Source organism: Mycobacterium sp. 1165178.9 (genome assembly GCF_001673555.1).
GTDB lineage: Bacteria > Actinomycetota > Actinomycetes > Mycobacteriales > Mycobacteriaceae > Mycobacterium.
Window position 1 is genome coordinate 1 of record NZ_LZMB01000027.1, and the last position, 13,520, is coordinate 13,520.

At 65.5% G+C, this 13,520-nt stretch carries 11 protein-coding genes and 1 pseudogene; 8 read left to right on the top strand and 4 right to left on the bottom strand.

What is annotated here, in order from left to right:
• A pseudogene (locus A5652_RS01510) lies at window positions 1–259 on the top strand (TIGR03857 family LLM class F420-dependent oxidoreductase); the annotation flags it as partial.
• Between the two features lie 17 nt (window positions 260–276).
• On the opposite strand, the gene A5652_RS01515 reads toward A5652_RS01510, so the two are convergent.
• Window positions 277–1,773 (bottom strand): acyl-CoA carboxylase subunit beta, encoded by a 1,497-nt coding sequence (locus A5652_RS01515; protein ID WP_067345924.1) that lies wholly within the window; start codon window positions 1,771–1,773, stop codon window positions 277–279.
• Between the two features lie 159 nt (window positions 1,774–1,932).
• Between A5652_RS01515 and A5652_RS01520 the strand changes: the two genes are divergently transcribed.
• The 4 genes from A5652_RS01520 to A5652_RS01535 all read left to right on the top strand — a co-directional run bounded on the left by A5652_RS01520 (window position 1,933) and on the right by A5652_RS01535 (window position 5,307).
• A complete protein-coding gene (locus A5652_RS01520; protein WP_067345926.1) occupies window positions 1,933–3,153 on the top strand; it encodes a cytochrome P450 in 1,221 nt (406 codons plus the stop codon).
• Between the two features lie 112 nt (window positions 3,154–3,265).
• Window positions 3,266–4,087, top strand: coding sequence for an SDR family NAD(P)-dependent oxidoreductase (locus A5652_RS01525; protein ID WP_067345938.1), 822 nt, complete (start codon window positions 3,266–3,268; stop codon window positions 4,085–4,087).
• A 42-nt stretch (window positions 4,088–4,129) separates the two neighbouring features.
• A complete protein-coding gene (locus tag A5652_RS01530) occupies window positions 4,130–4,570 on the top strand; it encodes a VOC family protein (protein ID WP_067345928.1) in 441 nt (146 codons plus the stop codon).
• Window positions 4,567–5,307 carry an SDR family NAD(P)-dependent oxidoreductase gene (locus A5652_RS01535; protein WP_067345930.1) on the top strand — a complete coding sequence of 247 codons (741 nt, stop codon included), beginning with the start codon at window positions 4,567–4,569 and terminating at the stop codon, window positions 5,305–5,307. The genes A5652_RS01530 and A5652_RS01535 overlap by 4 nt, the downstream gene beginning before the upstream one ends.
• A gap of 2 nt (window positions 5,308–5,309) precedes the next feature.
• Here A5652_RS01535 and A5652_RS01540 read toward each other — a convergent pair whose 3' ends face one another.
• Both A5652_RS01540 and A5652_RS01545 read right to left on the bottom strand, forming a co-directional pair.
• Complete coding sequence (locus A5652_RS01540; RefSeq protein WP_067345932.1) at window positions 5,310–6,467, bottom strand: Zn-dependent alcohol dehydrogenase; 1,158 nt, start codon at window positions 6,465–6,467, stop codon at window positions 5,310–5,312.
• Window positions 6,464–7,696, bottom strand: a complete 1,233-nt coding sequence (locus A5652_RS01545) for a cytochrome P450 (protein WP_067345933.1) — start codon at window positions 7,694–7,696, stop codon at window positions 6,464–6,466. The genes A5652_RS01540 and A5652_RS01545 overlap by 4 nt, the downstream gene beginning before the upstream one ends.
• A gap of 358 nt (window positions 7,697–8,054) precedes the next feature.
• Between A5652_RS01545 and A5652_RS01550 the strand changes: the two genes are divergently transcribed.
• The 3 genes from A5652_RS01550 (at window position 8,055) to A5652_RS01560 (ending at window position 11,644) form a co-directional block, all read left to right on the top strand.
• Window positions 8,055–9,014, top strand: coding sequence for an alpha/beta hydrolase (locus A5652_RS01550; RefSeq protein ID WP_067345934.1), 960 nt, complete (start codon window positions 8,055–8,057; stop codon window positions 9,012–9,014).
• Window positions 9,015–9,237: 223 nt separating this feature from the next.
• Window positions 9,238–10,389, top strand: coding sequence for an acyl-CoA dehydrogenase family protein (locus A5652_RS01555; protein WP_067345940.1), 1,152 nt, complete (start codon window positions 9,238–9,240; stop codon window positions 10,387–10,389).
• Window positions 10,390–10,399: 10 nt separating this feature from the next.
• Window positions 10,400–11,644 carry an acyl-CoA dehydrogenase family protein gene (locus A5652_RS01560; RefSeq protein WP_067345936.1) on the top strand — a complete coding sequence of 415 codons (1,245 nt, stop codon included), beginning with the start codon at window positions 10,400–10,402 and terminating at the stop codon, window positions 11,642–11,644.
• Here the strand turns inward: A5652_RS01560 and A5652_RS01565 are convergent.
• Window positions 11,641–13,520: SpoIIE family protein phosphatase (locus A5652_RS01565; protein WP_082983728.1), on the bottom strand; the 1,880-nt coding region annotated here is incomplete at its 5' end. The two genes, A5652_RS01560 and A5652_RS01565, sit on opposite strands and share 4 nt — an antisense overlap.

Genomic DNA, 13,520 nt, shown 5'->3' on the forward strand with positions numbered 1-13,520 from the left:
GCTGCAACGATTCCGGGAAGATCCGGTGGTCACCTCGATCGCGGGCGGAATCGATCACAAGGGCACGGCCGAGCAGATCGAGCACATCGCGACGCTGATCCCCGACGAATGGCTGGAGCCATCGGCCACCGGGTCAGCGCAGCAATGCGTCAACCGCGTCCGAAAGGAATTCGATTACGGGGCCGACGCGGTCATTATGCACGGTGCCACACCCGACGAGCTCGAGCCGATCGTCGCGGCCTACCGCGCTGCGAACTAGCCGGACGCGCGCGCCTCTCACGGCATGATGACGGTCCGGGTCACCGGCGCGGCGGGGGATTGCCTGCTGGACAGGCCGCGCTTCAATGAGGCGAGCAGGGCATCCCGTGTCTCACGCGGATCGATGAGTTCGTCGAACCCCATGTGTTCGGCAGACCGATAGGACGCCTGTAACTCGGCCTCGCGCAACTTCGCGGTGACGTCCTCGCCGGCGTGCGTCGCCCGGCCCAGCGCGGCCGCGCTCATGGCGCCCATCGTTGCGCCGGGGAAGGCGAAGGTCGCGGACTGGCTGTCGAAACCCAGCAGGGACATGACCATGGAACCGAACCCGTATGCCTTGCGCAGCGTCACGTGCAGCTTCAGCGTGGTGGCGGCCGTCTGCGCGGCGAACATCCGCGCCCCGGCGCGCAACACACCGCTGCGCTCGGAGCGGCTGCCGGGCAGCATGCCGGGATTGTCGGCGAGGAAGACGATAGGCAGGTGGAACGAGTCGGCCACCAGAATGAAGTGCGCCGCCTTGTCCGCGGCCGCGGCGTCGATGGAGCCGGCGAGCACCTGAGGTTGGTTGGCCACCACCGCGACCGGGTGGCCGCCGAGATGGGCCAGCGCGCAGATGATCGCCTTGCCGTACTGCGGCTGGACTTCGAACCAGTCGGTCCGGTCGAAGATCACGTCGAGCACCGCGCGCATGTCGTAGACGCGGCGGTTGTCGCGGGACACGATGTCGAGCAGCTCCGGCGTCGCTCGTGGCTCGCTGTCCTCGTCCTGCGGCAACGATGCCGGGTACGACCACGCGCTCGGCGGAAAGTAGGACAGGTAGCGCCGCACGTCGTCGAGCACCGCTTCGTCGTCCTCGGCGACGTTGTGGATCACCCCGCTGGGCAAAGCGACATCCGGCCCGCCGAGGTCCTCCTTCGAAATGTCTTCTCCGGTGGACTCTTTGACGACGGGTGGTCCGGCGGTGAAGATCGCGCCCTGCCTGCTCATGATGCGGAAGTCACAGACCGGCGCCACCAGCGCGCCGTGTCCGGCCGACGGCCCGAGTACGGCACCGACGGTCGGGACGCGGCCCGAGCACTGCGCCTGGGCCAGTAGGTCGGTGGGGGTGCGACCGTAGTGCCCGCCGCCGGGACGAAAGCCGGCGCCTTCGAGCAACATCACCAGCGGGATCTTGTCGCGCAGCGCCAGTTCGGCGATCCGGTACCGCTTGGAGTTGCCGCCGGGTCCGATACTGCCCGCCATGGTGGTGAAGTCCTCGGCGCCCAGCATCACCGGTGAGCCGTTGATCGAACCGGAACCGACGATCAGGCCGTCGGCCGCGATCTCACCACCGACCAGCGTGCCGAGCTCCCGGAATGTGCCCGGGTCGAGGAGGTACTCGATGCGTGCGCGGGCGTCGAGCTTGCCCTTGTTGTGGTGCTTGTCGAGTCGCTCGGGCCCGCCCATTGCCCGCGCGCGCTGACGGCGACGTTCGAGGTCTTTGAGCGTTTCTCCCCAATCCTGGGCTTTCGGCATGCCTATGTCCTACCTCATGGGAATTCGTCGCGCGACCAGATTTGCAGGGTCACATACTGGATTGCTTACTGTAAAGTTACCCGCATGCCCGGAGCCGCCCGCCTCAAGGTCGACGGGGGCATTCCTAATCGAGGAGTCTCAGCAGTGAGCGCAACGACGATGGACGAGGCCGCGAAGCTGTTGGCGGACCCGTTGGCATACACCGACGAACGGCGGCTGCATGCGGCGCTGACGCACCTGCGGGCCAACGCTCCGGTGTCCTGGGTGGACGTTCCGAGCTACCGGCCGTTCTGGGCGATCACCAAACACGCCGACATCATGGACATCGAACGCGAAAACATGCTGTTCACCAACTGGCCGCGGCCCGTGCTGACCACCGCGGCGGGCGACGAGATGCAGGCCGCCGCCGGGGTACGCACGCTGATCCATCTGGACGATCCCCAGCACCGGGTGGTGCGCGCGATCGGCTCCGACTGGTTTCGCCCAAAGGCGATGCGGGCCTTGAAGCTTCGTGTCAGCGAATTGGCCAGGATCTACGTCGACAAGATGATGGCGGCGGGTCCTGAATGTGACTTCGTTCAGGAAGTCGCCGTCAATTACCCGCTCTACGTGATCATGTCGCTGCTCGGGCTGCCGGAGGCCGATTTTCCACGCATGCTCAAGCTGACCCAGGAATTGTTCGGCAGCGACGACTCCGAGTTCAAACGGGGCAGCACGAACGAGGACCAGCTGCCGGCGTTGTTGGACATGTTCGGTTACTTCAACGGTGTGACGGAGTCTCGCCGCGAGCATCCGACCGAGGACCTCGCGTCGGCGATCGCGAACGCCCGCGTCGACGGCGAACCCCTGTCGGACATCGACACCGTGTCCTACTACCTGATCGTGGCAACCGCGGGCCACGACACCACCAGCGCGACCATCTCCGGCGGGCTGCAAGCGCTGATCGAGAATCCCGGCCAGCGGCATCGCCTGCGCGACAACCCTGACCTGATGCCGCTGGCCACCGAGGAGATGATCCGCTGGGTAACCCCGGTCAAGGAGTTCATGCGGACCGCCGCAAAGGACACCACCGTGCGTGGAGTGCCCATCACTGCGGGGGATTCGGTGCTGCTGTCCTATGTGTCGGCCAACCGCGACGAGGACGTCTTCGGCGATCCGTTCCGCTTCGACGTCGGTCGCAACCCCAATAAGCACCTGGCCTTCGGCTACGGTGTGCACTTTTGCATGGGCGCCGCGCTGGCCCGCATGGAGGTCAGCAGCTTCTTTGCCGAGCTGCTGCCGCGGCTCAAATCCATTGAACTGAACGGTGACCCAGAACTGGTCGCCACCACCTTCGTCGGCGGACTCAAACACCTGCCCGTTCGGTACTCGCTGGTTTGAGTGCGGTGACCCCTTTCGATCGGGGTACTGGTGCGCCGGCGGTGTGAGCGGTCCGCTTATCGGCGGCACCGGCGCGCCGGCTGTCGCTACACTCCCCGTGGAGGTCAAGGTAATGGCGCGCAGGACGATCGTCATCACCGGTGCCAGCGACGGCATCGGCGCCGCGGCGGCCCGCCGGATCAGCCACGGCGGCGACAACGTGGTACTGGTGGGACGCTCGGAGAGCAAGACCGCGGCCGTGGCTGCGGAGCTGGACGTCGACTACTTCGTCGCCGACTTCGCCGACCTGTCTCAGGTGCGGGCCCTGGCGGACAAAATCCGGTCGCAGTATCCGCACATCGACGTGCTGGGAAACAACGCCGGGGCAGTGTTCTCCCAACCGCAGCGAACGGCCGACGGGCATGAGATCACTCTTCAAGTCAACTACCTGGCGCCCTTCTTGCTCACCACGCAGTTGCTCGACGTTCTAGTCGGTTCGCGAGCCACCATCGTCAACACGTCCAGTTCGTCTCAGCGACTGTTGCGCAAAGTCAAGCTCGCCGATTTCGACGCGACGGACCGGCGCCGGCCCAGCACCGCCTACGCGTTGGCCAAGCTGGCAAACGTCCTGTTCACCAAGGAGTTACATCGGCGCTTCTCCGCCGACGGTCTTTCGGTGGCGGTGGTCCACCCGGGTTTCGTCAACACCAACATCGGTCAATCATCCGGCTCGCGGTTTCTGACCACCATGCAACGGACGCCGGTCAGCAGGATGATCAAATCTGCCGATCGCGGCGCAGATCAACTGGTCTGGCTGGCCACGAGCGTGCCCGGAGTCGACTGGACGCCCGGCGAATACTACGTGAAAGGCAAAGTCGTTAAGGCCAATCGGGCGGCCGACGATCCCGTCCTGGCGCGCGAACTGTGGGATCACACCATGGCCAAGGTCGTTTAGGGAGCTGCGAACGTCAAGGGCTCGGTAGTCGAGAGGAAGCTCATGTCAGGTATCCATCACGCAGCAATCTGCACCGCGGACGTCGAACGTTCGATGAGGTTCTGGCGCGACGGCCTGGGATTTACCGAACTGTTCGGCCACACTTTCACCGGAGACTGGCCAGAACTGTTCGGCGCACAGACAAATGAGCTGCGGTCGGTGTTCCTCGGTGATCCACAGATGCCAGACACCGGGATTGTCGAGTTGGTTGCCTTTGAGGGCGCCAACGAAGCACTGCCGGTGCCTGCCGGCCCCCGACACGGTTTCTTCTTGCTCTCCCTGCAGCGTGACGTGAACGAAACCCTTTCCGCGCTGGCCGCATTGGGCTTCACCGATGGTGTTCGCCGGATCACCGTTGCTGCCCCGGCGGGCAAGACCGTGCCGATGGCCGTCATCACCGCACCCGATGGCGTAGTGGTCGAGCTGATCGGGCCCGCACGATGAGCGCCTCGAGCGCCGTGGTGACCGGGGGCGCCTCCGGCATCGGACGGGAGGTAACCCGAGGGCTACGCGACGCCGGCCACGACGTCGTCGTGTGGGACCTGTCCGGTGGCGATATCGTCTGCGACGTCAGCGATCCCGACGCGGTGTCGATGGCGATGGAACGAACCGTGCGCGAGCACGGTACGCCCACTCGCTTAGTCACCTGCGCCGCGATCGGTGCGTCGGGTCTGTTGCTGGAACAGCCGCTCGACGAGTGGCAACGGGTCTTATCGACAAACCTGACCGGCACCTGGCTCACCATTCGCGCTGGGGCGCAAGCCATGATCGACGCCGGGGTCGGCGGCTCCATCCTGGCGGTCTCCAGCATCAGCGCTACCGTCGCCGACCGGGATATGGGTGCCTACTGCGTCTCGAAAGCGGGGGTCAACATGTTGGTGAAGGTAGCCGCCGAGGAATGGGGCGGCCATGGCATCCGGGTGAACGCAGTGGGTCCCGGTGTCACTCGCACACCGATGCTGCCGAATCCGGAGGCCCTGCCCGGCTGGGTGGAAGGACTTTCCGAGAGGACGGCACTGGGCGGGCTGGGCGAGGCTTCCGATGTGGCAGCCGCTATCCTCGGCGTCCTCGAATTGCCCTGGGTGACCGGACAAATCGTGCATGCCGACGGCGGCTTGGCGCTACACAGCCCGATCGACGCATATGGCCAGTTGCAGCGGGTGCTGAGCCGCAGAAAATAAGCTCAGGAAATCCCGAAATCGATGATGCCCCGGACGATTCTGCCGTTGAGCAGGTCGTCGTAGGCGTCGTTGACCTCGTCGAGGCGATAACGCTTGGTGATCATCTCGTCGAGCTGAAGCTGGCCGGTCTCATAGAGCCGGGCCAGCCGGGAGATGTCCGACTTCGGGTTGCACGAGCCGAATATGGTGCCCGCCAACGTCTTGTTCATCAGGATGAAGTCCTGCAGGTCGATCTTGACGGACCGGGTCAACTGCGAGGTCATGCCGGTGAGCACGCAGGTGCCGCCCTTGCGGGTGAGTTGCATAGCGTCGCGGACGTCCTCGGCGGTGATCAACGACGGTGAGACCACCACCGCGTCGGCCATCACCCCGTACGTCAGGCCCCGCACCAGATCCAGTGCCTCGGCGATCGTGCCTGCGCTGTGCGTCGCGCCGAAACGCAGCGCCGACTTCTGTTTGAACTCCACCGGGTCGACGGCGACTATGTGGGCGGCGCCGTTGATCCGGGCACCTTGGATCGCGCCCGTTCCGATCCCGCCGACGCCGATCACCGCGACGGTATCGCCGGCGCGCATGTTCGACCGGTTGGCGACCGAACCGTAACCGGTTGGGATGGCACAGGACAGCAGCGCGCTCGACGTCAACGGCAGGTGCTGCTCGATCTTCACCAGTGAATTCCTCGACACCACAGTGTGTTCGGCGAAAGCGCCGATTTTCGCGATGTGGCCCAGGTTGCGGCCGTCAGCGGTGTGGTGGCGGAAGGTGCCGTCGGTCGGCATCCCGGGGATCATGGTGCCGATCCCGACGTCGCAAAGGTACTCGATTCCGCTGGCGCACCAACGACATTGGCCGCACACGGCGACGAACGACATCACGACGTGGTCTCCGGGGGCGAAGTCGGTGACACCGGGACCGATTTCACGCACGATGCCGGAGCCCTCGTGGCCGCCGATCGTCGGAAACATCGTCGGCAGCCCCATCGATCGCATGACCTCATTGGGGGCTGACATGTCGCCTTTGAGGATGTGGTCGTCGGAGTGGCACAAGCCGGCCGCTGCCATCTGCACCAGGACCTCGTCGGTCTTGGGGGGATCGAGCTCGAATTCCTCGACAGACCATGGTCCGCCGACATCGTGCAGGATCGCTGCGCGGCTTCTCATGCGGCGGGCGCGAAGGTGACCGGAAGCTTGTTCGGCGACCGGAAGGTGAGCCCGACGATCTTGGATTCCACTCCGGTTCCGTCATCGGGCACGAACGCGAGATTTTCGACGCGGTCGAACAGGCTGTTCAAGATGACCCGCGTTTCCAGCCGGGCCAGGTGCATGCCGAGGCACATGTGTATACCGCCGGCGAAGGCGATGTGGGATTGGCGCGGCCGGCAGATGTCGAACGTATTGGGATCGGTCCAGCGGCTCTCGTCGCGATTGGCCGAGCCCATACACATGTCGATCTGCGCCTCGGCCGGAATGGTCTTACCGCCGATTTCGACCTCTTCAGTCGTGGTCCGCATGACCATGGTCAGTGGCGTTTCGAACCGTAGGCCCTCCTCGATCGCCATCGGGATCAATGAGCGGTCCTGGGTGACCATCGCCAGCTGTTCGGGGTGGGTAAGCAGGAGGTACAGCAGATTGCCTGAAGAGCGATAGGTCGTTTCCAGGCCGGCCGGCAGCAGCAGCCGCAAGAAGGCGATGATGGCCTCGTCGGTGAGCTTCTCACCGTCGATCTCGGCGGCAACCAGGTCGCCGATGATGTCATCGGTGAGCTTGCGCCGGCGTTGCTCGACCTGTTTGAGGAAGTAGTCGTGGAGCTCGGTGGCGGCATTCAATCCCGCCACGATGTCGGTTGGGATCGAAATCAAGTCAAGGGACAACCGCCGGAAGAACTCCAGGTCCTCAGCGGGCAGACCGAGCAGCGTAGAGATGATGCGCGTGGGAAATTCGAACGTCAGCGCCTTCACCAGATCGGCATGCCCGTCGTGCTTGATTTCGTCGACGAGCTGATCGCAGACCGGTCCGATGACCGACGGCTCCCAGCGTTCCAGTGCGGTCGCCCGGAACGCCTTGGCCACCAGGTTGCGGTGGTCGTGGTGTTCCCTGCCGCCCATCGCCAAGATGGTGTGTCCCATCACCAATCCGATCGTCTTGTCGTAGGCGGCGGAGGTGAAGATCCGATCGTCGCGAAAGGCTTGGGATACACCGTCGTAATCGAACAGCACCCACTCGTCGCTGGGGCGCAGCTCTTCCGGCAATTGGCTGTTGTCGGTCAGCGAACCGTGCCACACCGGATCGGTGTGCCGCATGTGTTGAAAGAACGGGTAGGGGCTGGTTTCGCCGGTGAAATCGAGTGAGGGTACGACGGGCTGACCATTCGAGCCAGTGCTGAGCGTCATCAGCGCTCCTCCTGAGACAACCGATAAGGCCGTTCACGCGGACCGGATTACGAGTGCCCGCGAGATCCACGGCGGGTATGACCGAGCTGAAAATAGCTATCATAGTATAGATAGCAACGAAGCCCAACGACGTGGATCGGCGGGCCGCACGGCGCCCGTTCTCCGGGGCACCGAAGGCCCGCTAGATATCGCTCTCTTTGCTACCGCGGCGCCCGCTCGCCGGGCTCGTTTCGCGGCGCCGAGCACCTGGTGTGTCAGCGGCTAAAAGCGCAGGTCTACCTTGAAGATGGTCTCCGTTAAGGCTCACCTTCCGGGACCGACGATGAGCCCACACAACGAGTCCGAAAAACGAGTTGACATGACACAGACGAACCTGACCCGGCCGCACGGCCTCAACCGCATCGATCCGGTGCTGCGCGATGCGGCCGTGGAGCTGGGCGTCTTCGAATTCCGCGCCGAGACACTGGCCGCCGAACGGGAACACGCCAACGTGCTGGCCGCGCAGCGCGCCGCGGCGGCCGATACCACTGGCGTCTCCGTCAATTCGCGTTGCATCGCCGGCCCCGACGGTCAACAGCTGGGCCTGCGTTTGTATCGCGGCCGCACCGAATCCTCAGCGCCGCTGGTGCTGTACGCCCACGGCGGCGGATTCGTTACCGGAAACTTGGAAACCGATCATGCGCACTGCGTGGAGCTGGCCCGTGACGGCGGTTGCCTGGTGGTTTCGGTCGATTACCGGCTGGCCCCCGAAAATCCGTGCCCGGCGGCACTCGACGATGTCGAGGCGGCCCTCCGCTACGCCGTCGAAAACAGCGGGGAGCTGGACGCCGACGCCAGCCGCATCGCGGTAATGGGCCGCGACGCCGGTGCTGCTGTGGTCGCGGGTCTGACCCAGCGGATGTTCGACCAGGAAGGTCCAGCGATCCTGATGCAGATCCTGCACCAGCCGATGCTCGATTCCGACGCCACGCCTTCGCGCCGCGAATTCCAGCGCACCCCCGGCCTCAACGGCCCGGCCGTGAGTCGGGCGTGGAACCACTATCTGGGCCACGCCAGCGCCAACGGTCAGCACGTTCCTGCGCACCGGGCCAATCTCGAAGGCCTGCCGCCCACGTTTGTCAGCTGCTCCGAGATCGATCCGTGCCGCGACGAGGCCATCGACTATGCCAACCGGCTGTTACACGCGTACGTCCACACCGAACTGCACGTGATCGCCGCGACCTTCAACGGCTTCGACTCGATGGTCCCCGATTGGGTTGTTTCCCAGGAGAATCGGGCGCTGCACGCTCAGGCGGTGCGCCGCGTGTTCGCCATGTAGGGCGACCCCATGCCGGCGGCCTCGCCGGCTGTGCCGTATCGCGCGGTCGATTTGCGTCGTTCGGGCTTTTATCGATTGAACTCCGGTATCTCTTACCGTATTGCGCGTTGCTAACATCGAAATCGTTAGCCAACCGAGGACCGATCGGGCGGATGATCAAACACTCAAACCGTTTCCGTTGCACCCGCAGCGATCGAATGTCAAGAAGGACCCCCTCGGCATCATGACCACTCTCGACTCTCCCGAAAAGATCCTCTTCAACTCGACCACCCAAGCCTTCCTCGAGAAGGAAGCGCCGCTGCGTCGGGTTCGGGAGCTGCACGCCGCGGGTACGTCGTTCGACCCCGCGTGGTGGCGGCGCGCCGCGGAACTTGGCTGGACGGGCCTGCTCGTGCCGGAGGAGCTCGGCGGCGGAAGCGTCTCGGAGAACGGCTTCGCCGATCTGGCGATGGTCGCCGAGCAACTCGGCAAGACGGTGGCCCCCGGACCGCTGTACCCCGTCAGCACGGTGCTGGCCGGGCTTGTCGAGTGCACAAATTCCGACGAGCACGCCGACACCATCGAGGCGCTGATATCGGGTGAATCCGTGGCGTCGTGGGCGGTCTGTGAGCCGGGCGAGGGCTGGGCACCGCTGAATCCTTCGGTCACGGCCACCGAAACCGATTCCGGTTACCGCATTGACGGGGTCAAGGACCGTGTCGAGGCGGGCGCCCAGAGTGCGGCGCTGCTGGTGGTGGTGCGCTGCGGCGCCAACTCCCCCGAGGTTCGTCAGTTTCTTGTTCCGACGGACGCCCCGGGGGTCCGCATCGAGCCCCAGCAGTCGGTCGATCTGGTCAAGCAATACGCCCGGGTGAACTTCGACGGTGTCGTCGTGCCACGATCGGCAGCCGTCGGCACCGCCAACGAGACGGCTGCACTCATCGATCGACAAAGCCAGATCGCCCAGGTGCTGCAATGCGCCGAGGTGGTAGGTGCCCTGCAGACGGTGTTCGATCTCACCGTGCAGTGGGCGATGGACCGACACACTTTTGGCCGCCCGCTGGCGTCGTACCAGGCCCTCAAACACAAATTCGCGGACATGAAGCTCTGGCTGGAAGCCTGTCGCGCCACCACCTCGGCGGCGGTCGCCGACGTGGCCGCCCGTGCGCCGGAAGCGAATTTGTCGGCCAGCATCGCCAAGTCCTACGTGGGCGAGATGGCGGGTCAGATCGTGCAGGCGTGTGTGCAGATGCACGGCGGCATCGGCGTCACGTGGGAACACGACCTGCACCTCTACCTCCGCCGGATCACGTTGTACCGCGGCACGTTCGGGACGCCGGAGGAACATAATCTGCGCGTATACGAGTTCGAGAAGGCGGGTCGTTCGGCAAAATGATGAGCATCCGATGACGCCGACCGAGTCCGTTGCGGAGTTCGCCGCCCGGGCCAGGGAATGGCTGGCGAACAACATGCCCGCCATCGACAGTGAGGCCCCACCCGCCGCGCCACGTGATGAAGAACGATCGTGGCGCAGGGCCAGGGAACTGCAAAAGCGGTTGTACGACGGCGGATTCGCCGGCATCTGCTTTCCCCGTGAGTACGGGGGCCTTGGGCTGGACTACGAATACCAGAAGGCATTCGACGTCGAATCCCTCAATTACGAGATGCCGCTGATTCTCAATACCCCGACGTTCACGATCTGCTGCGCCACGCTGCTCGACACCGGCAGCGAAGACCAGAAGAAGCAGCACATCGCCGCGGCGCTGCGCGGCGACGAAGTGCTGGTGCAGTTGTTGAGTGAGCCCAGCGGCGGATCGGACCTGGCGGGCGTCCTCACCCGGGCCGAGCGGCGCGGTGACCGTTGGATCATCAACGGCGCCAAGACCTGGAGCACGAGTGCGTTCGCCGCCGATTACGGCCTGTGCCTGGCCCGCACCGACTGGGAGGTGCCCAAGCATGAGGGCCTGACGATGTTCCTGGTGCCCATCGCGCATCCGGGAATCACATTGCGGCACATCACGATGCTCAGCGGTTCAAAAGAATTCTGCGAGGAGTTCCTCGACGGTGTCGACGTCGGAGATGACGCCGTCGTCGGGGAGGTCAACCGCGGCTGGACGGTTGCGTCCCGGCAGCTGTACCACGAACGCCGGGCGGTGGGACAGGGGTCGGAGTTCGCCAGTGGCAGCGGCAGCGAGGGCGGCAACGCCATCCCGGTCGATTACGTGGCGCTCGCGGAGAAGACCGGGCAAGCCGATAACGAACGCGTGCACGAGATGGCCGGTCGCGCCCTAGTGCACCGCGCCGTGGCCGAGCAACTGATCGGGCACGTGTCTCGCAGCGTCAGGGAGGGTGTGCTGCCGCCGGCCGCCGGAACGCTCATCAGGCTGTTTCACTCCGAGACCACGACCACCGACGTCGACACGGCGTTGGCGATCGCGGGAAGTGCCGGCGTGGTGGGGGAACAGGGCGCCGGACTCGAAACGGGCTTGCGGTATCTATCCCGGCAGACCGTCGCCATCGGCGGCGGCACCACGGAGATGGCCCGCAACGTCATCGGCGAGCGGGTGCTGGGCTTCCCGCGGGAATACGCCGCCGACCGCGGGGTGCCGTTCAACCAGGTGCGCCACGGCGAGCGAGCCCACCCGGCCTAACCCTCGGCGACCAGGTTCTCGGTGAGACCGCCGACCACCGGGAGCTGCACCAAGGACAAGACGTGATGCGCCGGACTTCCCGGCGGGGCCACCAGTGCGTACTCGCTGCCCTGTCGGTGCGCTCGTTCGCGGGCGGCCGCCAGCGCGCTGACACCCGCCGATCCGAGGTGGGTGACAGCGGTGAGATCGACCGTCAACGGTACGACGCCGGAACGGCTTTCGACCGCAATCTGACGGTCCAGGATGGACGCGGTGGTGGAGTCGACGTCGCCGGAGACCACGATGCGCCCCGGTTCGCTGACCTCGGAGGCGAATTCTGCGTTGACCGACCGCCGGCTGGTCGCCCGGGCGACCGCCGAGTCTGCGACGAAAGTGGCCGGCCGCGAGAGTCGGTGCGTCAGACTGGCGGTTGTCCCGTCGGCCCCACGACTGATGTGCGCCTCCGACACCAGGGCCTCGGCCATGGCGAGGCCGCGGCCCCGGCCCGTCTCGCCCTCGCGGTGATCCTTCCACCGTCCATGGTCGGACACCGAGGCGCGTAGGTTGCCATCGCCGGACAGGGTCGCCTCGACGACGACGCCGTCGGGAACCTCTGTGCCATAACCGTGCTCGACCGCATTTTCGACGAACTCTGATATCGCATGCACCACATCCGAGATGTCGTCGCTATCGGCGCCGATCTCCGACAGCCATTGCCTGAGGCGGGACCGCGCCGTACGCGCGGCGCGGATTGTCGCATCCAGTGTCAGGTGTAGCGGTGCGGGCGGTGTGCGGCGTTGCGCCGCGAGGAGTGTCACGTCGTCGCTGTAGCCCGTCGAACGCAGCAGCAATTCCAGTGTCTCCGAGCAGATTCGGTCGATCGGCCGTAGCGATGACTCGATGACGAAGCCGCGCTGTCCGCCGACGATATCGGCCGTCAGCTCCGCGAATTCGGCGGTGCTGGCGCCCAATGGCCGGCCGGGCCTTTCGATCAGGCCGTCGGTGTACAGCAGAACCGAGTCGCCCACATCAAGGAATTCGGTGCGGACCGGAAAGCCGGTGCCGCTGCCGAGTGGACCCGCGCCGGAGGGCACGAGATAACGGGCGGTTGCGTCCGCCGTCACCAGTAAGGGCGGCGGGTGTCCGGCGGTGCAGTAGCGGAATTCGCCGGTGCCGAAGTCGAGTGAGCCGACGCAGATCGTGGCGGTGTTCGAGCCGGGGACGTGCTTGCGGAATCGGTCGACCGCCTCGAGGGCCTCGGCGATCGGATATCCGGCCACGATCTGCATCCGCAGCGCGGTCCGCAGCTGTGACATCGCCGCCGCCGCTTTTACGCCGTGGCCGACGACGTCCCCGACGACGAGCGCCAGCCGGTCGCCGAGGGGTATCGCGTCAAACCAGTCGCCCCCGGCGGCGGTGTCCTGCGCGGCGACGAGATACTGCGCGGTCACGTCGGCGCCGGGAATGATGGGCACCGACGGCGCCAGTAGCGCCTGCTGCATGACGGTCGCGGAATCGCGGGCGTTGCGATACCGCTCAGACATCTCCTCGAGGCGTGCCTCGGCGGCGATCCGGGCCCGCACCCGACTCGTGACGTCAACGAAAGCCAGCTGTACGCCCTCAATCGAGCCGTCCACCGCGCGCCGCGGCGTGACGATGAAGTCAAAGAAGTGCTCTTGCGCGCGGCCCGCGCCTTCGAAGTCCGCCTGCACCCGCCATTCTGTGCCCGATTGAGGCTCGCCCGTTTCATACACCCGGTCGAACATCTGAAAAATCTGTTGGCTCTCCAGCTCGGGATAAACCTCGCGTGCGAGTAGCCCGATCGGGTCAATTGGCGGGCCGAGTGCGCGGTAAGCCGCATTGACCGCGACAAATCGGTGGTCGGACTCGAGGGGCC

What these genes read in the sequence shown, in the direction of transcription:
- A5652_RS01530 (WP_067345928.1), top strand. Translation starts at nt 4,130, where the DNA reads ATGTCAGGTATCCATCACGCAGCAATCTGCACCGCGGACGTCGAACGT.
- A5652_RS01535 (WP_067345930.1), top strand. Translation starts at nt 4,567, where the DNA reads ATGAGCGCCTCGAGCGCCGTGGTGACCGGGGGCGCCTCCGGCATCGGA.
- A5652_RS01540 (WP_067345932.1), bottom strand. Translation starts at nt 6,467, where the DNA reads ATGAGAAGCCGCGCAGCGATCCTGCACGATGTCGGCGGACCATGGTCT.
- A5652_RS01515 (WP_067345924.1), bottom strand. Translation starts at nt 1,773, where the DNA reads ATGCCGAAAGCCCAGGATTGGGGAGAAACGCTCAAAGACCTCGAACGT.
- A5652_RS01560 (WP_067345936.1), top strand. Translation starts at nt 10,400, where the DNA reads ATGACGCCGACCGAGTCCGTTGCGGAGTTCGCCGCCCGGGCCAGGGAA.
- A5652_RS01545 (WP_067345933.1), bottom strand. Translation starts at nt 7,696, where the DNA reads ATGACGCTCAGCACTGGCTCGAATGGTCAGCCCGTCGTACCCTCACTC.
- A5652_RS01525 (WP_067345938.1), top strand. Translation starts at nt 3,266, where the DNA reads ATGGCGCGCAGGACGATCGTCATCACCGGTGCCAGCGACGGCATCGGC.
- A5652_RS01550 (WP_067345934.1), top strand. Translation starts at nt 8,055, where the DNA reads ATGACACAGACGAACCTGACCCGGCCGCACGGCCTCAACCGCATCGAT.
- A5652_RS01520 (WP_067345926.1), top strand. Translation starts at nt 1,933, where the DNA reads ATGGACGAGGCCGCGAAGCTGTTGGCGGACCCGTTGGCATACACCGAC.
- A5652_RS01555 (WP_067345940.1), top strand. Translation starts at nt 9,238, where the DNA reads ATGACCACTCTCGACTCTCCCGAAAAGATCCTCTTCAACTCGACCACC.